The organism is Rickettsia rhipicephali str. 3-7-female6-CWPP, assembly GCF_000284075.1.
GTDB lineage: Bacteria > Pseudomonadota > Alphaproteobacteria > Rickettsiales > Rickettsiaceae > Rickettsia > Rickettsia rickettsii.
Genome location: NC_017042.1, coordinates 225,946 through 250,436, shown reverse-complemented (window position 1 = coordinate 250,436; position 24,491 = coordinate 225,946). Strand labels below are relative to the sequence as shown.

The following is a 24,491-nucleotide window of genomic DNA, read 5'->3' as shown; positions in this document are numbered from 1 at the left end:
CCGCGGAAGCGGGAATCCAGTAATTAAAAAATACACATATACTGAATTTTTAAAATTAAAAGCTCTCTTTTTGCTGGATTCCCGCTTTCGCGGGAATGACATACTACACGTTTCAATCGGTCAACGACATCTATCTCTGCAACCAATGTCTTTCTACGGGCGATAAATCATCTGTCACTGCTCTCCTATCATCGAAGACAAAACATTCACCTTGCCATAAATTGTTCTTGTTTTGTGTATCTTCTAGATATTGCAGTATTCCACCCTTTAAATGATATACCTCATCATAACCTATGCTTTTAAGTAAGCTGGTGGATTTTTCACACCTGATACCACCTGTACAAACCATAGCAATTTTCTTACCTTTGAGCAATTCTTGATTCTGCTGAACCCAAGCAGGAAATTGTTTAAATGTTTTGGTATTAGGATTAATTGCTGATTTAAATGTACCGACCTCTACTTCATAATCATTTCGAGTATCTATTACTATAACATCTTGTTTTGTGATAAATTCATCCCAATCTTTCGGCTCTATATATTCGCCTTTAAACAAATCAACATTTAAATCATCAACGTTCATTGCTACGATCTCTTTCTTAAGTCTGACTTTCAATTTCTGAAAAGGATGAACATCACTATAATTTATTTTAACGTTAACATCTTTGGGACCGGTCAGCTTTATCAATTCTTCAAGTACAAGATTTACATTTTCATATGAACCTGAAAAAGAACCGTTAAAGCCTTCATTAGCTAATAAAATAGTACCTCTAACATATTTTCTTTTACCGATAAGCAAAAGTTTCGGTATCAAATTCGCCGGTTCTTCTATATTAACAAAACTATATGCACTTAAAATTGCTATTTTTTCATTCATAAATTATTTAGGTATTATTTTTACATTCTATGTCATTCCCGCCTTCGCGGGAATGATATAGAAAACTATATCTTACATAACCTGCAATGGTACAAACATATTACTACTACCCCTTTCAATCAGGAGCAAAATATTTTGCTTATCTGATTTTTTAGCATTTTCATATAATTCTTCTAGCTTACTTATATCGTCTATGCTTTCCTGATTAATATTGGTTATCAGATCGCCAATTTTGAAGCTACTTTCTTCTTCATCAATATTGGTTATAACTATTCCCATTTTGTCTTGAGGAATAATATATTTTTGTCTTAGTTCTTCAGTCAAATTACCAAAAGTAATATTATTTTTAGTAATAGATAAATTATTTTCTTCTTTATTTGTTATGTCTTTCTTATTGGTCTCTTCTGTAGAATCTTTGGTAACCTCTTCATTATCCGAAGTAATTTTAATAGGTAATTCAAGCTCCTTTTTATCGCGAAGTATTTTTACTTTTACTGCCTGATCAATAGGAGCATCTGCAATAATTACACGTAATTTTTTAGTATTTTTAACCGGTATATCTGCAAACTCTATTATTATATCACCTGTTTTAATTCCCGCTTTATCACCTGGACCGTCTTCTTGTACTTTAGCTACTAACACCCCCCTAGTATCTTTAAGTCCTAGCCCTTCAGACATTTCCTCGGTTAAATCTTGTATTGTTACTCCAAGGCGTCCTCTACTTACTTTTCCATCTTTCTTAAGACGTTCGATTATAGGCTTTGCAGTATTTGACGGTATTGCAAAACCGATACCTATATTAGTACCGAGCGGTGAAAAAATTGCCGTATTTACGCCGATTACTTTCTGATCCAAATTAAACATAGGGCCACCGGAGTTCCCGTTATTAATTGCAGCATCCGTTTGAATAAAATTATCGACTATATTGTCCGTATCTATATCGATATCCCGCCCTTTAGAAGAAATAATACCGCTTGTCACCGTACCACCTAGATTACCGAACGGATTACCGATCGCAATAACCCAATCTCCTACTCTTGCATCATTTGAATCTCCAAACTCAACAAAAGGTAGAGGTTCCTCGCTATCTATTTTTAAGAGAGCTAAATCGGTTTTAGTATCGTTACCTATTAATTTAGCCGATAATTCGGTATTATCTGCAAGTTTTATATTAATTTTATCAACATTTGCAATTACATGATAGTTTGTCACTATTAAGCCGTTAGGTTCAATAATAAATCCTGAACCAAGCGGAACACTTTTCGGAGTTTGATTGACCTCTTCCAAATTCAACGGTATATTAAGCTTTTCTAAAAAATCATTAACTTTTTCTTGCAGAGGATCTTTCTCGGCATTTTCCGATTTACTATTAACATATTCTATTGTTGAAATATTAACGACTGCAGGAATTAACGGTTCAACTATATCGGCAAAGCTATAATGGGCGGCTTCACTTACTTTTAAAGGAGCAGAATTTATTTCCGTAAATTCATTCTCTTCTTGATCTGCTACTTTTAAAGACTTACTATTTTCTTGTGCTAGAACAACGTTACTTGATATTAAAACTATTATAACAATAACTATTTTCAGATTAACCATATATTCCAAGTAAATAAAAAGTAGATAGACTAGTATACTACTTAGTTAGATTTAGATATTTTAAAACTTCAGCATCCGGTGAAATTACAAAATTAGTATTCTCTTTCTTTAAAGAATTTTTATATACTAAAAGTGACCTATAAAATTTATAAAATTCTGGGTCGACTGAATAAGCAGAATTATATATTGTTGCCGCTTTCTCATCGCCGTCACCTTTAATAATTTGTGCATCTCGATAAGCTTTAGCAAGTATTATTTTACTTTCTTTATCTGCTTTTGAACGAATACGCACGCTTTCTTCTTGTCCTTCCGCTCTAATTTGGGTTGCTTCTTTTTCACGTGCCGTTTGCATACGACGATAAATAGCCGCACTATTTTCTTTTGGTAAGTCTGCTCTTAAAATTCTAACATCTACAACATCAATACCGAAGCTTTTAGCTTCACCGTCCACTTGATTTAAGATATTTAACATTACGTTACTACGTTCCTGACTTAAAAGGCTACTTAGCGAGATTTTACCTATCACCTTACGCATTGACGATTCAAGATTACGAGTCAGCCTAATTTTCACACCTTGATAATCATGTACCGTTTTATAAAACATTACGGGATTATTAATTTGGAATTTGGCGTAGGCATCAACAATAACTCGTTTACCGTCAGCAGCCGTTAATTCTTTTGCCTCAACCTCAACATCTAAAAGACGCTTATCAAAAAATTCAACATTTTGAATAAACGGGATTTTAATATTCAGTCCTGGATTTTCTATAGTTCTAACTGCCTCACCAAACTGGAATACTACTGCAGATTGGCGTTGGTCAACTGAGAATAAGGAGCTAGAAATCAGCATCAGCCCAAAAACAATTGTAAAAATTATATAATAAATCTTTTGTTGCATTTAATATTCCTTGTTATTTAGATGTCATTCGTGTATAGCGTGAAAAACACGCTCGATGTCATTCCCGCGAAAGCGGGAATGACATCGCATCCCTATGGTTTAATAGCCATATGCGGCAGTAGTGCATTATTAATAATCGTTTTATTTGAACCGCCTAATATCTCTTCGACTACTTCTAAATATAATCTATCTCTAGTTACTTGCCTACCTGTAGCATATTGTTTATAAATAGCATTAAATCTTTGACTATCACCTTCTGCTTTCGATATAACTTCTTCTCTATAACCTTCTGCTTCTTGTATAATCTTTGCAGCCGCTCCTCTAGCTTCCGGCAAAATCTTATTATTATAGGCTTGAGCTTGATTTATTTCTTTTTCTTTATCTGCTTTTGAAGTTTGCACGTCTCTATAAGCGTCTATTACTTCGGCAGGCGGCTCGGCTTTTAATAATTGTACTTTCTCAATCATAACGCCGGCATTATAACTATCCAATATCTTCTGTGCTAATTTCTCTATTTTATAAGTAATCTCCTGCTTTTGATCGGATAATACCCAAGAAATAGGAGTATTACCTATGACTTCCCTAACGGCACTCTCGACTGTTGCTTTTACTGTTTCTTCAGGCCTTTGTACGTTAAAAATAAAATCTTCAAGATTATTAATATGCCACATTACGTCACAATTTAAAGCAACGATATTTTCATCACCGGTGAGCATTATACTTTCACCGGCAATATTTTTAGTATTATCGCCACCGCTACGCAGAAAGTTATTTGTACGATAACCAATCTCAATCCGGCGTGATTGTTTAACTTTCTCAACTATTATCTTTTCAAAAGGCGCCGGTAAATGATAATTAAGCCCGGGGGAGCCCTTACGCACAAGACGCCCAAATCTTATTACCGCTGCTTCTTCGCCTTCTTTTATTTCATAAATACCCGAAGCGAGCCATAAAGCAACCACTGCGACAACAGCTAAAATTATCGTTTTAGCATTGAAATTAAACGGGCATTGAAATTGATCAAAATTAAATTGATTTTTACGCGGTCTTGTGAATATGTTATCTTCTTTATCAGAATCAAAATCTTTCCATGGAGATTTTTTTAAAATTGAGATATATTTTTTATTAAGCATTTGCTTTGTTGTTTTATATTATTTTAAAGATGAGATAATTATATATATTATAGTATATAACGTCAAGTTACGAGCTTCAACAGCTTTAAAAAGGAAATTTAATTATGACGAATTTACACCAACGACAAATTATAGATAAAATTCAGCATATTACCTTTAAAGACGGTACTTTTTTAAATGAAGTTATATCGGATATTATAATTAAAGGTAATAATATCGGTTTCTCAATAGATATATCAGGTAAAAACAAGTTAGAAGCCGAAGAAATTAGACTTAAGGCAATTAATAAACTTAACGAGATTTCGGAAGTAAATAAAATAACAATTGTTTTTACCGAAAGTAAACCGATGGAGAAAAAAGTTCAAAAACCAAAATATTTTGTAGAAAATGTAAAAAAAATTATCTTAGTAGCGTCAGGTAAAGGCGGAGTCGGAAAATCTACCATATCGGCTCTTATTGCTCAGCAGTTAAGTCTAGAAAATTACCGAGTCGGGATAGTAGATGCGGATATTTATGGTCCGTCAATTCCGCATATATTCGGCATTAACGAAGTACCGAAAACGAAAGATGGGCGAATAATACCGGTACTTGCTCAAAGCATCGAAATTATGTCTATAGGCTTCTTCGTTAAAGACCACTCGGCAATTATTTGGCGTGGTCCTATGGCGAGTAAGACTATTTATCATTTATTATCGGTAACAAAATGGGATAATTTAGATTATTTAATTATCGATATGCCGCCGGGGACAGGTGATATTCATTTAAGTATACTAGAAAATTATCATTTAGACGGCGTAATAATCGTAACTATACCACAAAAAATATCAGAAATAGACGTAATACGTTCTATAGATTTATATCAAAAACTAAATTTACCTATTTTGGGAATAATTGAGAATATGAGCTATATGCTTAAAAATAATAGCGGCGGACACTTATCGCAAAAATATAATATACCACTAATCGCTCAAATTCCGATCACACCGCAAATAGCCGAGGCTTGCGATAAATCACTACCTCTAACAAACTCATTAACATTACCTTTAGAAAAGTATTTACAATGAAAATACACGTATTGGCAGATGATAGAACAGGCAACACCCATCAGGCTATTGCACTTGCTGAAAAATTAACGGAAGAATATACAACAATTAAGCTTGAATATAATTGCTTAGCTAAGCTACCAAACTTTTTACTAAAATATTATCCTATTCATATAAAAAGTGAGCTATTGCAGTATCTTTTGGATAAGTCCCCGCCTGATATGATAATTACCGCTGGAAGAAGAACGGCAGTACTAGCATTTTATTTAAAAAAGAAATTTAAAGATATCAAGTTAATACAAATAATGCAGCCTAATCTTCCTTACAATGCATTTGATGCTGTTATTCTGTCTTATCATGACCAACGTCATTGCGAAGCCACAAAGTGGCTGAAGCAATCTCAGGGCTTTTTTACTAGATTGCTTCGTCAATACTTCGTATTTCCTCGCAATGACGACTTTAAAAACATTATCCCCATCAACGGAGCTATCAACAACGTAACCGAAAAGTTCGCCGCGGCGAACTTGGAACTCCAAAAACATTATCCTAATCTTAAACAGTTTATTGCAGTGATAATCGGTGGGAATAATAAAAAATTTAATTTCCATGAAGATGAAGCAGTTTTATTTGCTTCATTATTAAATAAAATATATACTAATCAAAAAATACCTTTTTTCATTAGTTTTAGTAGACGTACACCACACACTGTAAAATCAATTATTAAAAATAATACGCTATCTTCCAAAATTATTTATGACCCGAACGAAGACGCAGGCTATAATCCTTATATAGCTATGCTCTCCAAGGCAAAATATATAATCTCTACGGCAGACTCAATCTCAATGTGCAGTGAAGCAGCTTCAAGCGGCAAGCCTCTTTATATATTCTGCCCACCAAACTTTAATTCTTCAAAGCATAAGATTTTTATAAAGCAGTTAGTAGAACAGAAGATAGCAAGAATTTTTGATAAGTCGGCTATTGCTCTAGAGGAATATAGCTACAAACCCTTAAATGAAGCAGAAAGAGTAGCCGAAATTATTAAATCTTTAATCAAAAGCTAGTAATTATATGGATAAAGATATACAATCATATATATTCATTAATAAGCTAAAATCTTTACCGTTTGTCAACGAAATATGGCTTTTTGGTTCTCGTGCTAGAGGGGATAACGATGAGCGTTCCGATATTGATATTGCAATTATCTGCCCTAATATTACAGATCAAGAATGGCTAGAAGTTATGTCTATTATAGAGAATGCCGACACGCTTTTAAAAATAGATTGTGTAAGGTTTGAAAGTACTAAAATAAGCTCTGAACTTTATAAAAATATATTAAAAGAGAAAAAAATTATATATGTCAAAAATAAACCTTAAACTTGAAAAATTTCGTAAAGCTGTTATGACGCTTGAAGATATTTATTTAAAACCGACAACAGCAGATAGGGCTTATATTGATGCCACTATACAAAGATTTGAATTTACCTTTGAACTCGCTTGGAAGTTTTTAAAAGAATATTTTTCTCAAAAAGGCACAGTTCTTCACTATCCTAAAGAAGTGATAAAGGAAGTTTTTGTTGCCGGTATTATAAATGATGAGAGTTTATGGATTTATATGCTTACTGATCGTAATATGACATCTCATACTTACAATAAAAAGCTTGCCGATGAAATATATAACTGAATAAGAAATTATGTTCCTGAACTTAAGAAATTACTAAATATCATTGATTTAAAGATTTAATAATACCTTGCAGAGCTTGGACTTCAGGGGAAGAGAGACTATTTATACGTGTAAATATATTAGTGATATTTTGTTGCATAGCAGGCTTTTTGTCGGGAGCCTTGAAGAATCCAGCTTTATCGAGTTTGCCGAATAAATTTACTAAAAAATGCTCTATTTCTTCTTTAGTAGCTAATTTTTGAATGTTATGTATATCCTCTCTGGGCGTAGAATTACGAAACAACTCATAGCATATAATAATAACCGCTTGAGCAATGTTTAATGAGCTAAATTTGGTTGTATTAATAGTGATAATCTTATTAGCAAATGCGATTTCTTCGTTGCTAAGCCCATTATTTTCCCGCCCGAACATTATCCCGATTTTTTCAGAATTTGGATAATCTAAAGGTAAATTTTGTGAAAATACATAATCTTTATTCATAGCCCTTTTAATGCAAGTAGTAGCATATAAATATTCGAGGTCTTTAATGCTATCCTCTAGGCTATCAAAAATTTTTGCATGATCTATAATATTAACCGCTCCGACTGCATTACTACGTGCTTGCTCATTAGGCCAACCGTCTCTTGGAGCTACGATTCTAAGCTCATTTAAGCCAAAATTCTTCATTGCTCTTGCAGTAGCACCGATATTCGCACCCATTTGCGGGGCAACTAATATTATTATTGGATTCATTTTAATAATTTTTTGTAACTAAGCATGTATAGGCAATCGCTACGGCATCAGCTTCATCGGAATTGGTAATTAAGGAAGTGCCAGGCAGCAAAAGCTTTATCATATGCAAAATTTGGTCTTTCTCTGCATGCCCATATCCTGTTACGGTTTTTTTTACCGTATTTGGCTTAAACTCTCGCATGTCCAAATTATATCTACCGATCAGCGACATTATCGCCCCTCTAGCATATCCAAGCTTTAAAGAAGTCACGCTATTAGTATTAACAAATGTTTCTTCAATCGCTGCCATATTTGGTTGATATTCTAATATTACTTTTTCTAATGTACTATTAATAAAAGCAAGTCTATGATGAATTGCATCCTTACTATTTGTTTTAATAATACCACTAGCTAAATATTTCAACTGTGCGGTCTCCTTTGCCACTACTGCCCATCCAAGACTCCCAAGTGCCGGATCAATCCCAAGTATTATCATGATTATTTAATGTTATTTTTATTGGCATTATTATATGGCTTTTGTGTCATTCCTGCTTTCGCGGGAATGACATCAAAAACCATCCAACAAAGCCTGTCAAGCCACAGGGTAACAGCTTTATATCTTCATATACTGATAAAATTCTTGATTATTCTCCCACAGCTCACGCACCTTAACGAATAAAAATAAATGAACAGGAAATCCAAAAAACCTCTCCATTTGCATTCGGGATTTTGCTCCTATTTCTTTGATTTTAGAGCCGTTTTTACCGAGTATTATAGTTTTATAGCTCTCTCTTGAAACTACTATAACTTGATTAATCTTTACGGATTTGTCTTTAAGCTCTTCCCATTTTTCGGTTTGTACGGTTAATTTATAAGGGAGTTCTTTCTGCAAATTTAAAAATAACTGCTCTCGTGTAATTTCTGCTGCAATAAAACGCATAGGTAAATCCGTTATGTCGTCTTCCGCATAAAGCCAAGGAGAAATTTTGGCCTTACTTGTTATATATTCAAGTAATCCATCAATATTTTTGCCTGATAAAGCAGATATAGGAAAAAGCAAGCTATCAGGATGATTTTCTGTTAAAAAAGCTTTAATGTCATTTAGATATTTTGATTCGATGTCTATTTTGTTCAATAAAAATATCGGAACAATATTAAGTGAGCGAAGCTTATCTAAAATATTATGCGTTATATCATCAAACGACTTTAGACTATCAATAATTAACAGAACTAAATCCGCACTATGCAAACTAGACCACGCACATCTTACCATTGCTTTCTCTAAGCTCCCTTTCGGCTCAAATATACCAGGCGTATCGTATAAAATTACCTGCGTATCTTTTAAGGTAATAATACCGGTAATAATTGACCTAGTAGTTTGAACTTTTGGGGTAACGATTGAAAGCTTCTCACCGATTATTCTGTTTAATAAAGTTGATTTTCCGCTATTAGGTCGCCCGATTATACAAACCGATACCGTTTTCTGATTAGACATCTTCCCAAACTTCACTTCTAGAGGTAATTTAGACGTCGATCCAGTACTCGCATCCTCGCGTACTAGTGTGTACGCTGCGGCGGCAAGTGCTTCCGTGTCTCCTTTAAATTCCTCTCTATAAGCTGGTTTGGCAAGATGTCTATTAGTCATTTTTAAGTCTATGCAATAAGCTTCGTGCTGCGTTTTTCTCTGCTTCTTTTATTGCGTGACCAGTGCCTGTTTGTTCATAATCTTTTACTTTTACAAGAACCGTAAAAGTCGATGAATGGGAGGCTCCTTCTCTTTTTATCAGACGATATATAGGTAGGTGATGATCACTAGCTTGAGCCCATTCTTGTAAAGCAGTTTTTGGGTCATAATCCGTTAAATTCTGAACTTTTATAAATTCTGCCCATAACTTCTCGATAATATTATAGGTTGTTTCAATATTACTATCAAGATATATAGCTGCAATTAAAGCTTCCGTGGCATTTTCTATATTATTAAGATTATCACGCCCACCTGCTACTTCTTCGCCATGAGTCATAATTATATAATTTTTTAAAGTAAGTTTAGCTCCAACCATGCATATTGTTTCTTTGCAAACCAAATATGATCTAATTTTAGCTAAATGCCCCTCATTATAATTTGCAAAATTTCTAAATAAAATTTCTGTGATTACTAAATTTAATACGGCATCACCTAGAAATTCTAATCGTTCATAATCTTTATCATCCTTGTACTCGTGATGTTGCCTTAAAGACGGGTGACTCAACGCCTCTATTAAAAGCTCTTTATTTTTGAAACTATAGCTAAGTAGCTTTTCTAACTGCTCAAATGATTCCATTACGCATCCGTGTTATAAAGATTTCTGAAAATTCGATTTAACCTAACAGATTCAATCCATGGCTTTAACTTTAGTACTAGATTAATAACTCCTATATCATTATCCCACCAAGTTATTTTTGTTGAGAACCAAATAAATTGTGCTTTAGCAATAAAATTTTCAAACGGTACAAATCCAAGATTTACTCTACTATCATTTGACTGATCTCTATTATCCCCTAAAAAGAAATATTTCCCTTCAGGTACATAAAAAACATCCGTATTACCGTATCTATCATTATATATAACGCCATAAATAGGAGCAAGCTTATAAGAAAAATATGTTCTACCGTTTGGCAGTGTTTCTTTAAACTTTAAATATTTTATTCCCTCTTCGCTTATATAAGTTCCAACTTCTGTGCGTTCTATTTTTTTGTCGTTAATATATATTACGTCATCAATCAATTGAATTTTATCGCCGGGTAACCCTATTAAACGCTTTATATATCTAACACTCATATCGTGAGGCGGACGAAAAACTACAATATCGCCACGCTCCGGTTCACGAGCAAATATTCGCCCTTTAAAAAGAGAAATAAAATCAAAAAAAGATAAAGAATAATTACTATAACCATAACTATATTTCGTAGAAAATATATAGTCATTCTCAAGTATGGTTGCTTTCATAGACCCGGTCGGAACGGTAAACGGCTCCATAATAAGTATTCTAATAAGTAAAGCGATACATATTACAAAAGCAAAAGACTCCCACTCTTGCTTAGCTGTTTTATTAGTGTTTGATTTTGTATTATCTGTTTGCATAATCTCTTAATTATTTATAAATTGGAATCGTCATTGCGAGGAAATTACAAAGTAATTGACGAAGCAATCTCAGGAGTTTGTTATTATTGCATGAGATTGCCACGCTCCTTGCTCCTTTCAGTCGCTCGCAATGACGGCTTAGTATCCACGCGGGCAATATCTCCTCGCAATGACGATAAAGTCAAACCACGCTATAACTCTTTATCCTCGCCTCGATCTCGCTTCTAAAATGGCGTATCAGCCCTTGAATCGGCCAAGCTGCCGCATCACCTAAAGCACAGATAGTATGCCCCTCTATTTCTTTCGTAACGTTAAGGAGTTCGTCTATCTCAGATTTTTTGGCATTACCTTTAACTAGCCGCATCATAACTCGCCACATCCAGCCCGTACCCTCACGGCAAGGAGTACATTGCCCGCAAGATTCATGCATGTAAAATTTACTAAGCCTTGCTATTGCATAAATAATATCGGTAGATTTATCCATAACTATAATACCGCCTGTACCAAGTCCGGAACCTGCGGTTCTTAAACTATCAAAATCCATCTCCACTTCACATAATAACTTAGGAAGTAAAGGCACGGAAGAACCGCCTGGGATTATGGCTTTAAGATTATCCCATCCACCACGAACACCGCCCGCATATTTCTCAATCAATTCTTTTAACGAAATTCCCATTGCTTCTTCAACATTACAAGGCTTGTTAACATGCCCTGATATGCAGAAAATCTTAGTTCCCGTATTGTTAGGTTTACCTATACCGGCAAACCAGCTAGCTCCTCGTCTTAAAATGGTTGGCACTACTGCGATAGACTCAACATTATTTATAGTAGTCGGGCAGCCATATAACCCAAAGCCGGCAGGAAAAGGCGGCTTTAAACGAGGCATACCTTTTTTGCCCTCTAAGCTTTCAAGCAATGCCGTTTCTTCGCCACAAATATAAGCACCCGCCCCACGATGTAAATAAATATTACAATCAAAGCCCGAACCGCAAGCATTCTTTCCTATTAACCCTTCTTTATAGGCTTCATCTAAGGCACGCTGAATATTAGAGGCTTCATTATAAAACTCACCTCTAATATAGATATAACAATTATTCGCTCCTATAGCAAAGCTTGCAAGCAAGCAACCTTCTATTAATTTGTGCGGCTCAAACCTTAATATATCACGATCCTTACAAGTGCCAGGCTCAGACTCGTCGGCATTTACTACTAAATAGCAAGGCTTCTCTGAATTTTTAGGCATAAATGACCATTTCATACCGGTAGAAAATCCGGCACCTCCTCGCCCTCTAAGCCCTGATTTCTTAACCTCTTCAACGATGAAATCTCTACCTTTATCAAGCAAAGCTTTGGTATTCTCCCAATCACCTCGCTTTTTGCTAGATTTCAAATCATGGCTTTGCTGCCCATGCAGGTTAGTAAAAATTTTGTCTTCTTCTTTTAGCATAAACTATTCTCGTTATGGCTTAAAAACGTCATTGCGAGGAAAAATTGAAAATTTTGACGAAGCAATCTCATGCCAAAATCCTGAGATTGTCACGCAGCATACGGCCACTCGCAATGACGATGAAGCCGGTCCATGCAACAATGCCTGTTCGCAATGACGATTCTTTACCTTTCTATTACTTTTTTATTAAACTTCCTATTAACAAACATTGTAAGTATCGGAGCAGAGATAAAAATTGAGGAATAAGTACCGGCTATTATCCCAAAAAATACAAGTACGCTAAAACTACGGATTGCCTCACCGCCAAAAAGAATAAGGGCTAAATTGGCAAGTAGCGTGGTAATGACAGTTAAAATAGTTCTTGATAAAGTCTCATTAATACTTAAATTTATAATTTCCGTGATATTTTTTTTATGATATTTACGTAAATTTTCTCTAATCCTATCATATATTACTACCGAATCATTAACGGAATAACCTATAATAGTTAACACTGCAGCAATAGTACTTAAGTTAAAATCAAGCTTTGTCATACTCATAAACCCAAGAGCGAGTATTACGTCATGCACTAAGGCAATAAGTATACCAAGACCGAAATACCACTCAAAACGCACCCAAATATAAACCATAATCGCTAAGAAAGAGAATAGCATCGCCATAGCTCCCGCTTCTATTAGCTGCTTACCGACTTGCGGACCGACAAAATCTACCTTACGATATTCAAACTTATACGGAAAATTACTTTGCAAAGATGCTTTAATTAACTCAATATTTTTCATGAAATTTTCTTCGCTACTACTACCGAATCTAATCGATAAATCACGCTCACTACCGAAATTCTGTAAGACCACCTCACCTATTCCAAGCTTGCCTAGAACCCCACGCATTTTTGGCAAATCAGGAGCTTGATCAAGCCTTACTTCAATAACTATACCGCCGGCAAAATCAATACCGAAATTAAATTTATATATACCGATCCAAATAAAGCTAATGAGTGATAAAATAATTGAGAAAGTGTAGCTAACTTTTTTAAAATTCATAAAATCAAAATCGATTTTATTAGGTAAAAGTCTTAAAGGATAAATTTGCATTATTATATATTTTGTTGAATAAGGATTATATTTGTATTATATAGTAAATTCAAAAAGGTTAAATGATTTTTTATGTCAGAAGTAGTAGTAAAAGAACAATTAGAGCAATATATAAGCAAAATAGAAAGATTAGAACAAGAAAAAGCTGATTTATCTCAAGAAGTAAAAGATATCTTCCAAGATGCTTCTTCACATGGATTTGATGTTAAAGCTATGAAATCTATATTGAAACTAAAGAAATTGGATAAAGATAAGCTTGCCGAGCAGGACGCTATGCTTGAGCTTTATAGAGATACTTTAGGGATTTGAGGCATACGTCATTGTGAGGAAATTACGAAGTAATTGACGAAGCAATCTCAGGAGTTTGTTATTATTTCATGAGATTGCCACGCAGCCTACGGCTGCTCGCAATGACGTATTTAGTATTCACGTAGCAACGCACTCTTTCACAGGGATGACATAAGAGATACAAATATATTTAAGCTTTTGCTGCCTTAGTTTTAGCAATAGGAATATGTCTCTCTTTAATTCTAGCCGACTTACCACTTCTATTTCTTAAATAATAAAGTTTAGCACGACGAACTACTCCGTATTTTACTACATCAATAGAGTGTACTATCGGCGAGTAAGTCATAAAGCGTCTTTCGACTCCTTCACCGTGGCTAATTTTACGTACTAAGAAAGATGAAGTAATACCACGATTTCTTTTTGCGATAACTACACCTTCATAAGCTTGAAATCTTTCCGTTAATTTTTCCTTACCGTCTTTCTCAATCGATCTATCAATAATTTTAACAATCACCTTAACTGTATCGCCGGCTTCAAACTCAGGAATTTTTGTATTTGCAGTACGCTTTGAAATATTTTCCTGTTCAAAGCGGTCAATAATATTCATTTTTTTAACTCCTTAACTCTATAAATCTTTAAGTAACTCCGGACGGCGTAATTTAGTAATCATATGTGATTGCTCTTTTTTCCATTCATTAATTAGCCTGTGGTTACCGGATAACAAAACACTCGGTACAGCTCGATCACGCCAAATTTCAGGTCTTGTATATAGTCCGCATTCAAGCCCGCCCTTAAATTCTCCGTCTTCTTCAAAAGACTCGGAAGATAAGGTATTTTGGTTCATTAAAACACCTGGCAGTAGTCTAATTAAGCAATCGAGAATGGTGAGGGTAGGTATTTCTCCGCCGGATAAAATGTAGTCGCCTACACTAATTTCTTTAACATTATACTCTTCAATTACACGTTCGTCAATCCCTTCGTAACGTCCACATAAGAATATGAGGTTTTTATTTTTCAACATCTCTTTAGCAAAGCTTTGGGTAAAGACTCTACCGCGAGGTGAAGGATAGTACATTTCAGCATTAGGATTTAAAGCAAGAGCATGATCTATGCTACTGCCTAGAACATCAGGACGCATTATAAGCCCGTTACCACCGCCATAAGCCTCATCATCAATATTTTTATGCTTAGTTAAACCGAAATCTCGAATATTAATAACGTCATATGACCAAATATTTTTATTTAGTGCTTGTCCTGCTAAAGAATGTCCTAGAGTCCCAGGAAACATTTCAGGAAAAACGGTTAAGATTGTGGCATGAAGTATAGACGACATACGTTTAAAATAGTAGACAGTACCAATTAACGCAATAAAATTATAATTTAATTATTTACCCCACCCACCTGTCCTATAATCTTCTTTTCTTTGTTTTTTAGCAACAGCTGTTGTACCACTCCTAAATGCTTCAGCTTTTTGTTGACGCGTTTTATGAGCTTGATCACTTTGAAATTTTTGAAATTCTGCTTTCTTAGCAGCTTCTATATAACGACTTGTTATTTTCTCTAAGCGTCTCATAGCATCTTTATCTAAACTAATACCTGCTTCTTTTGCTTGCTCCTCTATTTTTAATGCTGTCTTATAACCTGCTGCTGCGTTTTTAGCTATAACTTGCCTCTGCATAAACCCACTCTAGAATCTTTCTTCATTGCATCATTATATGGATTTATCTTATTATTTTTAATATCCTTTATTTGTTTTTCTGCTTTCTTTTTATCAAAATCTTCCGGCATAACTTCCCCCAAAATTTAAGTTAAAAATATATCTATAGTTGTATATATTTTATTTCAAAAAAAGTTAATAAAGAAAAATAGAGGTATAAGTAATTAAAAATTAACCAATTTGTGTTATAAAAACTTCATCACTTCCTCAGTGATGATTAGCTCTTCGTTTGTCGGCACAGCGAAAACTTTAACCTTACTGCTTTCAGCGCTTATTAGATGCTCATTTTTTTGGTTTTTTGCATCATCTATTTTAATTGCCTAGCCATAAAAAAGTTTTTCAGTAATCATTTCTTGTATTACAGCGGAATTTTGTCCAACACCAGCAGTAAAAATTAGACAATCCACTCCCTCAAGTGCAGCAGTGAGCTTACCTATTTCAAGTACAATGCAATACACAAATAAATCTATAGCAAATTTAGCATCAGGTGAGTTACTGGCAAGCAAAGTACGCATATCGGAGCTTTCACCGGACATACCGAGTAATCCTGATTTTTCTTATATAATAACTCGGTTACTTCTTTCGTAGTCATTTGCTCATGATCGATAAGATATAACACTACTCCAGGATCAAGGTTACCTGTCCTTGTACCCATCATAACACCGTCAAGTACGCTAAAACCCATGGAACTTGTTAGACTAAGACTGTTTTTAATAGCACATAGACTACTACCACTTCCTAAATGAGCTATAATAGTCTTTGTAGGTAAATCTTCCTTTGTCATTTCTTTAAAATGGCTGCTAACATATTTATATGATAACCCATGAAAACCGTAACGAATTATCCCTTTATTATAATATTTTTTCGGTAAACCGAAAGCTTTTGTAATAGGAGGATTGGTAAAATGAAGCAAGTACACAGGAAATAACACGCATATCCATAGGATCGGCTCTACTTGTTAAAATAATAGGCACACGGGCTCCAAGAACGATACCCGCCATAACCGCTTGACCCAAATATTTTAGCTGCTTTGTAAGCATATTGCCTGATTCAAGATCAGGTACTACTAATATATCAGCATTTCATGAAACTGAAGAGCTAATGCCTTTTGCTTCTGCAGCAAATAAAGAGATAGCATTATCAAACGCAAGCGGTCCATCAACTATAGCATTCGTAATTTGCCCTCTATCTGCCATTTTCGATAAAGCAGCAGTATCAAGGGTTGTAGGGATTGCAGAAGTTACCGTCTCAACTGCCGATAATACCGCAACTCTAACATGCTTGTCTTCTTTGATCATATGCATTAAATCAATAGCATTCTGCACTATATCACGCTTATCTTCTAGAGTAGGACGAATAGTAATAGCAGCATCGGTAATAATGAACGGTTTTGGAAAGGTAGCAACTGCCATTAAGAAAGCATGGCTTATACGACGTTCGGTACGTAGTCTATTCTCCTTATGAACTACCGCAGACATAAGCTCATCAGTATGAAGCGACCCTTTCATAATAGCTGCAACTTCTCTTTTCTTAGCAAGCTCTACAGCTTTTTTTGCTGCTTCGTGGCTATACTCAACATTAATTACTTGATAATCCTCAAGATCGACATTATTAACTTTTGCTACTGATTCAATTTTATGTTGCGGACCAATCAAGACCGGTTTTATTACATTAAATTGTGCCGCTCTAACTGCACCGAGTAATGATTCTTTATCGATCGGATGAACTACTGCAGTTTTAACATGCTTAAAGCCATCGGCTCTAAGTAATAGATCGATGAAATGCTTTGCTGCTTCATCAAAGTCAGGATCGTTGATTTCTTTTGGAGGAGTATAAGTAGTACCTAATTTCTTAGCTAGAATGGCATCTAAAAAAGTCTCATTTATTATATGTTGCTTTTTCATAAACCCCTTAATAAATTAATCACTAACTTAATTAGATAGTATATAAGTTAATTAATAAAGGGAAAACTAATTATTGTTTTTAGCGGGCATTGCTTAAGTGCTATTAACGCAACAGTGTATATTCGAATTCCGTGTAGGCATTGTTGCGTAGTTCGGAAAATACCCTTAATGTCATTCCCGCGGAAACGAGAATCCAGTAAAGCATAAAAAAAACTTGTTTTTTATATGCTTATTTTATCAAATATGTAACTTCTGTATCAATATTGAAGTTATTTTTCTGGATTCCTGCTTTCGCAGGAATGACATAAGAGCTATATATTAACATTCTTGCGGTGGAGAATCTTCTCTTCCTTCAGAAAAAAAATCATTAGTAGGATTTGAGCTTAGTTCTGTAAATATTTCTTCCCAACTTTTTTTGCGGTTTTAAGCTTTTATCTGATGATAAATACTTGAGTTCTTCAGGACCATTTTTAGTTTGATCGTTCATAAATATTTTTGTTTTTACATATTCTATATACTATAATTGTTTAAAAAAACAACTATTAGTTATTCTACTTCATATTTCTTAAATGATCTTCTAATTTTCTTAGCTTTCTACCCTCGTTTACTATAGGCTTTACATAGGTTTGCATTTTGGCATTTTCTCTATATTTATTAATCTGATCGATCTGAGCATTGATTTCATCGGTAATGACTTGCTTTCTATCCTCTATTTTATTTAATACTTCAGTACTATATTCATAATTTTTAACATTAGCATTAAAGTTATTAAGCTCTTCCATAATCTTTTGGTCTATTTCAGCTCCCTCGGCGGTATCTTTAACTTTTTGTGCTATTAATGCCGGCATTTCTTCGATCTTGATATCATCTCTTTTAAAATGATCTTTAAGCTCTTTATAAGTTTGCTCTAAATTTTCCTGGGCTTTCTCGTGCATAATATCATAATGCTCTTGGCGACGAGTATATCGATCTCCATCTATAAATTCTGCATGTTTTCTATGAGCGTTATCTATCATATCTCGCATCTGAGAATCAGTAGCTTTCTCACGCATAAATCTGTCGCCCATCATTACCGGTTCATCTTCCTCACATAACCTACCATGCACCTCATGAATAAGCTTTCTGTGAGCTAATTCTTGATAATATTCCACATCACTATGTCTACCTGCTTGTTCTAGTCTTGCTAGATATTCCGGTGATAAGATATCTGCTTGAGCAGCTAGCGCTTCCTTATTAATATGCATTTGGAGCTCTTCGTGTTCTCGTGCTTTTTCATCATCTTTTAATTTTTCGCTATAAGTTCTAAGCCTTGGATCGTTATATTCAAAATCATGCCATTCGGCACTGGTTAGATTACCCTCATAAGCATCACGTAAATCTTTACCGACTATTGCAGTTAAAGCTCCTCTTTTTATTCCTGTATAACCTGCATATATTTTTTCGCCTATACCTACACGCTTTTCTTCTTTTAATTTACGTTTTGTATCAACACGATGCTCTATCTCTTGCCAATTTCTAAGCACTCCTATATTCTTACCAAACAGACCAACACCTCGCCCTGACATTTCTTGGTGAGCATTTTTATAAGCATTTTGATAATCTCTAGTAAAGTTTGCATCGCTAGCGAGTTCACGTAAGTTAGCATCTTTTAATGACTTATCAAGCTCAGCTTTTTGTTCTTTACTTAAAGCGGCGTAATCTTTCACTCCATATTTATTTGCAGCAATTTTATCTCGAAGCTGAGTAAACTTCATTTGCGATAGTTCTTTTGCTTTTAATTCATTCCCCTTAGGTAAATTCTTTAATAATCCTGCAATACCGTTTTCATAATCCGTAATAGCATTCATTTTTACATCTTTAGAATCTATACCGTATTTTCTCTTAACCTCATTTTGTACGGTTTTATTTGCTGAAGAACCGAGAGCTTGCTTTTCAAGCCTTCTCATCATCATATTTTCAAATTTCTCGGCAAAGAACATACGAGCTTGCTCTTTCCCTGCACTTACATGGCTAGTTACAGGTGCACTTACCGTCTTAGCCACATAATTTAGCGGTCTATTCATTTGTTTTGCTGCAGATTCATAAGATTGCTGATTAACTTTTTGTATGTCTGTTAAATTACCTGAAGTACCGGCAATAAATTGTGCCGTCGATATAGCAGTATCGTTAAATTTACTTAGCAAATAAATAGACACAAAAATTAGTAATATCCCGTCAAGTTGGACAAATTTCCCATTTATAAAATTACTAATTCTTTTTGCATCTTTAACTAAATCTAAAAACGGTAATTCAATATAGCGTTCATCTATACACTCATACGCAGCACAATGCTTACATTTATCAGGGTCATTCTTACAAGAATCATCTACTATTATATGATCTTCAGGAACTAATATATTTGCTTTGTGGAAATTATTTATACCGCCTTTCATCGGTACTGGGAACCACCAATAAAATATTGAATGACCCAGGCTTGGATCTATATCCTCAAGGAAACTACCGAATATTTCATTTATCGGACCTAAATTAGGAAAATCATGTTTACATACCGCAAAACCAAGCGTTGAATATATTTCGGTTCTGATGATCATTGAAATAAAAGCGATACCGGCAAATAAAATTATAGGCTGTAATGCATATGATATTAATTGTCTTAACCAATTCTCAAATAACGAACGAGTTATATTAAACAACATGAAACAAATAAATATCGGTCCCATAATTATAATCATACCGATAGTTATAAGAGCGGTTAGATAGATAATAGTGGCTTTAAATATAAGAAAGAAAATAAAATATAAGGCTATTAAATATAGAATGATATATATAAAACCAAGCCAATCAACAAATAGTAAAGAAAATAATTTAGATAAAGTTTGAGGAGAAATAAGTAACCCAAGCAAACTTTGAGAACCGGGACCGGTAGCCGAAGCTTCATTAATTATTTGCAGTATTTGCTGAACCCCATCAATAAAAAATACGAATAAATAATCATGAAAAAATGTCCAAGCTTTATCCGTACTTAATAATATTGAGACTATACTAACTTTTAATATTCTAACTATAAGTTCGACATGAGTAAGGTTTATATTACCTATTAAAAAGGAAAAGCCCGTAAACATTATATATAGAGTTAAAATAGCCGAGACACTCATCCTATAACCTGACGTATCAATTATTTGTTGATAAGTTTTCTTTATAATCCCATCCTTACCAAATAATACTCCTTTTATTAAATCCGTTAAAAATTGTAGCGGATCGGGTCTAGTATCAGTAACTCCGGACTTTATTACTAATCTATATTGCCCGCTATTATCATCATAAAATTTATCTATAATCTTAAAATAAAGAGGAGATTGAGCATATTTTGACTTATCTTCACCTTTATATTGATAATTTATACCACCGGCTTTCAAGAATTGTCCTGTACTACTAATACTATAAAATTCATAACCTACACTCGAAGTAAGCTCTCCTAAATGCTGAGTTATACCTTGCGGTTTACGCTGTGAGTCCGGTGAAATATTGGGATCGGTATTTTTAGCGGCAATAAGAAAATAAAGCCCGACACCGTCTGTCATTATACATGGAGCATTACTAATCATTGCATCATTTTGATTTGCGGGATTAGGAGTACACATATCAAGTCTAGCATTATCCCAAAAAGTACAAGGTTGTAGCTTAACGCAAAAAGCAGCCAAAGTAGTTGTGTTATTTTTTTGACCATACCATGGACACCATGCAGATAACTGACCTGAAGTATTTTTATCGCCAAGTATATAACTCCACGGTTTTACCATAACGGTTAAAGGATAGCCGTTTACTTTATAAGCACTATCACGCCATGGTGCTACCTGATCACCTTCCTGTCTTGAAGTAATTTCTTCTGGATCATATCTAGAAGAGACATTGAATTTGATAAAACCGAAATCATCAGGGTCAATACAAGTATCGCCGGTACAACCGGAAAGCAGCAATAGCGATATTAATAATGTAATAAAAATATTTTTGTTCATTTATTATGTGTTATTTCCATATGTCTCAATTTCAACGTCATTGCGAGCGACCATAATAGGGAGCATGGCAATCTCATGAAGCAGTACTAAATTCCTGAGATTGCTTCGTCACTTGCTATGCAATTTCCTCGCAATGACGGTGAAAATATTTACAATTATTCTTTCTTCTCTCCTTCCTCTTTCTTCATATCATTACGCTCAGCAAGAAATTTATTTGTAAATTCACCACCTCCTTCCGGTTTTCTAGCTTTATAATTTTGATCAATTATCTTGTCTTTGAAAACTCTAGCCGGAGCCATTGCAGCCTTTTTCACCGGTTTTGTTACCGAATCTATATCCTGCATAACGGCTCCCACAGGATCAGAACGTTCTTGATAATTTCCTGATATTCGTGCCGGTGTAACATTTGTAAGCATTCCAACTACTATATTTACAAAAGTTACTAAACCATATGACATCAAGCAATATGAATAAAATAATAAAGCCGTAGTAAATAATACTAAGAAAGTATTAGCATTGTTCGTTAGAATATTCGAGCTACTAATTTCCGGAACATCCGGTACATAGAAAGGTATTCCGGGTAAGAACGGTAATGTAAAAGAGAAATGAATCGGAATACCAAGATTTGTTAAATCAAGCCCTATTTTTATTGGTATAAGAGTATCCCAACAGGCTCTAACTACCACTTTTAAAAGCTGCTCAGATAAAACCTGATCTATCAATAAAAAGAAAATCAATAATATTGTCGGTTGCACTACATAGCTAAGCAATGTCGATATCCAATTATCAAATAAACTTTTAGTTTTTTCAAATAACATTAATATTATAAAAAACGGTGCCAATGAAATCATAACAGTTACCCCTATGAATGCAATAACATAACCTATTATAACTTCTAAAATAGCTCTAAAATAAGTAATAAGTGAATAAATGGTTATAATAGCGATAAATGCTAAACCATTATGTATTTGTAATAATTCAATAAATAGTAATCCCCAAATCCTACCATTAGTATATTTATCAAATATAGGATCAATAAAACCAAAAATATTAGATCTAGAACTTGTAGCACCTACTACATTAGTTACAAAGAAATCAATACCGTCAGTAAATGCACTAAAGAAGTATGTATTAAAGAAGCTCCAACTTTCTTCTCTAATTAAAAAAGCTACTATAGCTATTTTGCATATACGTGTTATTACTTCTACGGCAGTTAATTTTAATGCTCCTGCAACAAACATTAGCCCAAATATAGTAATATAAAGGGTTAATGCAGCTTTAGCTAAATTCTGCACTGCAGAATTTTTAACTAACTTAATATAAAAGTTTTGACTAAAAGTTCTAAACTGATCGGTAATAGGCTTAATAGCACCGTTATATATTATATCAGAAAACCAAGTTGTACCGGTATAATTAGCATAATTTACACTAACTACCCCTTGTATATTACTATTAGGATTTACCACCCTTAACCATAAATATCCATCTTGCGGTGCATCAGCCGCAAAGTTATAATCTACCGGCGTACCACGAACAGATGGATCAGGTAACGTACCATCAGATGTTATTAAATATTCTAACTTTATATTTTGTTGATCACCAGGATTAATTGAATTTGCCCCATTACCTATTTCAACAATCATCGAATAACGACCAAAATATAAAAAATTAGCTGACCAATCATTCTTATTTATATAATCTACAAAACTAGCATAATTTGAAAAATTTCGGCTCCAATCACTCATTAAAACTGAATTACTGAACATGTTACTAACTTGCCAATCGCTAGTAAAATCCATAGTACCGCCGCTAGTGGCTTGATAATATATAAAGCTACTTTGAGTGTTGCCTGAATTTACAAAACTCTGATCTCGTCCCTTAATAACCTGCCCGCCTACTTTAATTATCATCCCTCTACCTTGATCGTAATAGCAAGCAGGGCTAGTATTTATACTGGCATTAGCAGGACAAGCATTAATTAAACCCATGAAATACTTTACCGCTCCCGTTATCATAGGCTTACCGACTATTACTCCATTATCGGTATTTTTATACTTTGTAGCAGTACCCGTGCCGCTACATACAATTTTTCTTTCCTTATCTATCATATTACACACCTGCTCTGCAGAAGAGTAAATTATTCTATTATCAAAATTTCCAAGGTTACTTTGAGTATAAAGTGCAGAAGCAGCGAATATCGAGTTATCAAGTTCCTGTGTTAAAATATTATCTACGGTATTAGGAAGTTTTGGAGTATTAGGGCTAAAAAAATTATCTTTACCAACTAAACTAATATTTACTACATCGCCGGCCTTAACTTCAATTCTCGAATTACCGTTAGAATAGTTAAAATATTTAACAGAATCAGACATTTTAGTAAATGAAAGTGCATCAAGGTCTTTATCAGGCGGTATAGCCCCCGGTGTTTCACTGTTATTGTCCGTAACAAAACGAGGAAATCCTAAAGCTTCAAATTGTAATTTAGAATAATTATAAGTTTTAATGAAAACTTGCGGCGTACTAAACCTTGGATCAATTCTATATAATACTAGATATTTTCTAGGTTCAGGAGTAATACCTGAAGTAGACCAATTTATTTTTAACAATTTACCTTTCGCAACAGTATTACCTGTTGATTGCCAAATTCCGGCTGTAGATAAACTAATTCCTATATTACCCTCTTGAAAACTTGTAAATTCAGGCACTTCTAAGCAACCGAATAAGCTTTTTAACACACTAAAACTGGTTGACATCCATGAAAAAGCATCATCGGCTTTAGCTGGCATCGCTATAAACAAAACTAATAAAACTAAACTCTTAAGAATTTTCATAATTTTAAATTGTTATCCAACACGTCATACCGTGGCTTGTCCACATAGTATTAAATAGTAAACCCGTCATTGCGAGCAGCCGTATGGGGCTGCGCGGCAATCTCATGAAATAACTCCTGAGATTGCTTCGTCAATT

At 34.2% G+C, this 24,491-nt stretch carries 23 protein-coding genes and 2 pseudogenes; 5 read left to right on the top strand and 20 right to left on the bottom strand.

Annotation, left to right across the window (positions count from 1 at the left end; genetic code table 11):
• Window positions 1–130: 130 nt before the first annotated feature.
• The 4 genes from trhO to hflK all read right to left on the bottom strand — a co-directional run bounded on the left by trhO (window position 131) and on the right by hflK (window position 4,504).
• Complete coding sequence (trhO, locus tag MCC_RS01385) at window positions 131–874, bottom strand: oxygen-dependent tRNA uridine(34) hydroxylase TrhO (protein ID WP_012152447.1); 744 nt, start codon at window positions 872–874, stop codon at window positions 131–133.
• A gap of 72 nt (window positions 875–946) precedes the next feature.
• Complete coding sequence (locus MCC_RS01380; protein ID WP_014408217.1) at window positions 947–2,473, bottom strand: Do family serine endopeptidase; 1,527 nt, start codon at window positions 2,471–2,473, stop codon at window positions 947–949.
• Between the two features lie 37 nt (window positions 2,474–2,510).
• Window positions 2,511–3,371 carry a protease modulator HflC gene (hflC, locus tag MCC_RS01375; protein WP_014408216.1) on the bottom strand — a complete coding sequence of 287 codons (861 nt, stop codon included), beginning with the start codon at window positions 3,369–3,371 and terminating at the stop codon, window positions 2,511–2,513.
• Window positions 3,372–3,463: 92 nt separating this feature from the next.
• Window positions 3,464–4,504, bottom strand: a complete 1,041-nt coding sequence (gene hflK / locus MCC_RS01370) for an FtsH protease activity modulator HflK (protein ID WP_014408215.1) — start codon at window positions 4,502–4,504, stop codon at window positions 3,464–3,466.
• A gap of 104 nt (window positions 4,505–4,608) precedes the next feature.
• Here hflK and MCC_RS01365 point away from each other — a divergent pair, with 104 nt between their 5' ends.
• Genes MCC_RS01365 through MCC_RS01350 form a run of 4 tightly spaced genes read left to right on the top strand, consistent with a single transcriptional unit; the run spans window position 4,609 to window position 7,228 of the window.
• Entirely contained in the window at window positions 4,609–5,568 is a 960-nt protein-coding gene (locus MCC_RS01365) for an Mrp/NBP35 family ATP-binding protein (RefSeq protein ID WP_014408214.1), read from the top strand.
• Entirely contained in the window at window positions 5,565–6,608 is a 1,044-nt protein-coding gene (locus tag MCC_RS01360; protein ID WP_014408213.1) for a mitochondrial fission ELM1 family protein, read from the top strand. The genes MCC_RS01365 and MCC_RS01360 overlap by 4 nt, the downstream gene beginning before the upstream one ends.
• 7 nt (window positions 6,609–6,615) lie before the next feature.
• On the top strand, window positions 6,616–6,921 hold the full coding sequence (locus MCC_RS01355) for a nucleotidyltransferase domain-containing protein (RefSeq protein WP_014408212.1): 306 nt from the start codon (window positions 6,616–6,618) through the stop codon (window positions 6,919–6,921).
• Window positions 6,902–7,228, top strand: coding sequence for an HI0074 family nucleotidyltransferase substrate-binding subunit (locus MCC_RS01350; protein ID WP_014408211.1), 327 nt, complete (start codon window positions 6,902–6,904; stop codon window positions 7,226–7,228). Before MCC_RS01355 ends, MCC_RS01350 begins: the two co-directional genes overlap by 20 nt.
• Window positions 7,229–7,268: 40 nt before the next feature.
• Here the strand turns inward: MCC_RS01350 and MCC_RS01345 are convergent, their stop codons facing one another.
• The 7 genes from MCC_RS01345 to secF all read right to left on the bottom strand — a co-directional run bounded on the left by MCC_RS01345 (window position 7,269) and on the right by secF (window position 13,599).
• Window positions 7,269–7,961: an RNA methyltransferase gene (locus MCC_RS01345; protein ID WP_014408210.1), complete on the bottom strand. Its 693-nt coding sequence runs from the start codon at window positions 7,959–7,961 to the stop codon at window positions 7,269–7,271.
• A 1-nt stretch (window position 7,962) separates the two neighbouring features.
• A complete protein-coding gene (ruvC, locus tag MCC_RS01340; protein ID WP_014365245.1) occupies window positions 7,963–8,436 on the bottom strand; it encodes a crossover junction endodeoxyribonuclease RuvC in 474 nt (157 codons plus the stop codon).
• A gap of 117 nt (window positions 8,437–8,553) precedes the next feature.
• Window positions 8,554–9,585, bottom strand: coding sequence for a GTPase Era (gene era / locus MCC_RS01335; protein ID WP_014365244.1), 1,032 nt, complete (start codon window positions 9,583–9,585; stop codon window positions 8,554–8,556).
• On the bottom strand, window positions 9,578–10,261 hold the full coding sequence (gene rnc / locus MCC_RS01330) for a ribonuclease III (protein ID WP_014408209.1): 684 nt from the start codon (window positions 10,259–10,261) through the stop codon (window positions 9,578–9,580). Before rnc ends, era begins: the two co-directional genes overlap by 8 nt.
• On the bottom strand, window positions 10,261–11,061 hold the full coding sequence (lepB, locus tag MCC_RS01325; RefSeq protein WP_014408208.1) for a signal peptidase I: 801 nt from the start codon (window positions 11,059–11,061) through the stop codon (window positions 10,261–10,263). Before lepB ends, rnc begins: the two co-directional genes overlap by 1 nt.
• Window positions 11,062–11,242: 181 nt before the next feature.
• Entirely contained in the window at window positions 11,243–12,508 is a 1,266-nt protein-coding gene (nuoF, locus tag MCC_RS01320) for an NADH-quinone oxidoreductase subunit NuoF (RefSeq protein ID WP_014408207.1), read from the bottom strand.
• 164 nt (window positions 12,509–12,672) lie between these two features.
• Window positions 12,673–13,599 carry a protein translocase subunit SecF gene (gene secF / locus MCC_RS01315; RefSeq protein WP_014408206.1) on the bottom strand — a complete coding sequence of 309 codons (927 nt, stop codon included), beginning with the start codon at window positions 13,597–13,599 and terminating at the stop codon, window positions 12,673–12,675.
• A gap of 72 nt (window positions 13,600–13,671) precedes the next feature.
• Here secF and MCC_RS01310 point away from each other — a divergent pair, with 72 nt between their 5' ends.
• Window positions 13,672–13,908: a DUF2312 domain-containing protein gene (locus tag MCC_RS01310; protein WP_004996682.1), complete on the top strand. Its 237-nt coding sequence runs from the start codon at window positions 13,672–13,674 to the stop codon at window positions 13,906–13,908.
• A gap of 169 nt (window positions 13,909–14,077) precedes the next feature.
• Here MCC_RS01310 and rplS read toward each other — a convergent pair whose 3' ends face one another.
• The 9 genes and pseudogenes from rplS to MCC_RS01270 form a co-directional block, all read right to left on the bottom strand.
• Entirely contained in the window at window positions 14,078–14,494 is a 417-nt protein-coding gene (gene rplS, locus MCC_RS01305; protein ID WP_014408205.1) for a 50S ribosomal protein L19, read from the bottom strand.
• Window positions 14,495–14,512: 18 nt separating this feature from the next.
• Complete coding sequence (trmD, locus tag MCC_RS01300) at window positions 14,513–15,220, bottom strand: tRNA (guanosine(37)-N1)-methyltransferase TrmD (protein WP_041405395.1); 708 nt, start codon at window positions 15,218–15,220, stop codon at window positions 14,513–14,515.
• A 51-nt stretch (window positions 15,221–15,271) separates the two neighbouring features.
• Window positions 15,272–15,565 carry a hypothetical protein gene (locus tag MCC_RS01295; RefSeq protein WP_014408203.1) on the bottom strand — a complete coding sequence of 98 codons (294 nt, stop codon included), beginning with the start codon at window positions 15,563–15,565 and terminating at the stop codon, window positions 15,272–15,274.
• A complete protein-coding gene (locus MCC_RS10810; RefSeq protein ID WP_014408202.1) occupies window positions 15,547–15,675 on the bottom strand; it encodes a hypothetical protein in 129 nt (42 codons plus the stop codon). Before MCC_RS10810 ends, MCC_RS01295 begins: the two co-directional genes overlap by 19 nt.
• A 114-nt stretch (window positions 15,676–15,789) precedes the next feature.
• Window positions 15,790–16,119 (bottom strand): annotated as a pseudogene (locus MCC_RS11325) (hypothetical protein).
• Window positions 16,071–16,535 (bottom strand): hypothetical protein, encoded by a 465-nt coding sequence (locus MCC_RS11320; RefSeq protein WP_408005702.1) that lies wholly within the window; start codon window positions 16,533–16,535, stop codon window positions 16,071–16,073. The pseudogene MCC_RS11325 and the gene MCC_RS11320 overlap by 49 nt, the downstream one beginning before the upstream one ends.
• Window positions 16,456–17,508 (bottom strand): annotated as a pseudogene (locus MCC_RS01280) (phosphate acetyltransferase). Before MCC_RS01280 ends, MCC_RS11320 begins: the two are co-directional and overlap by 80 nt.
• Before the next feature lie 551 nt (window positions 17,509–18,059).
• A complete protein-coding gene (locus MCC_RS01275; protein ID WP_014408201.1) occupies window positions 18,060–21,524 on the bottom strand; it encodes a TrbL/VirB6 family protein in 3,465 nt (1,154 codons plus the stop codon).
• Between the two features lie 155 nt (window positions 21,525–21,679).
• Window positions 21,680–24,355, bottom strand: a complete 2,676-nt coding sequence (locus MCC_RS01270; protein ID WP_014408200.1) for a TrbL/VirB6 family protein — start codon at window positions 24,353–24,355, stop codon at window positions 21,680–21,682.
• Between the last annotated feature and the right edge of the window lie 136 nt (window positions 24,356–24,491).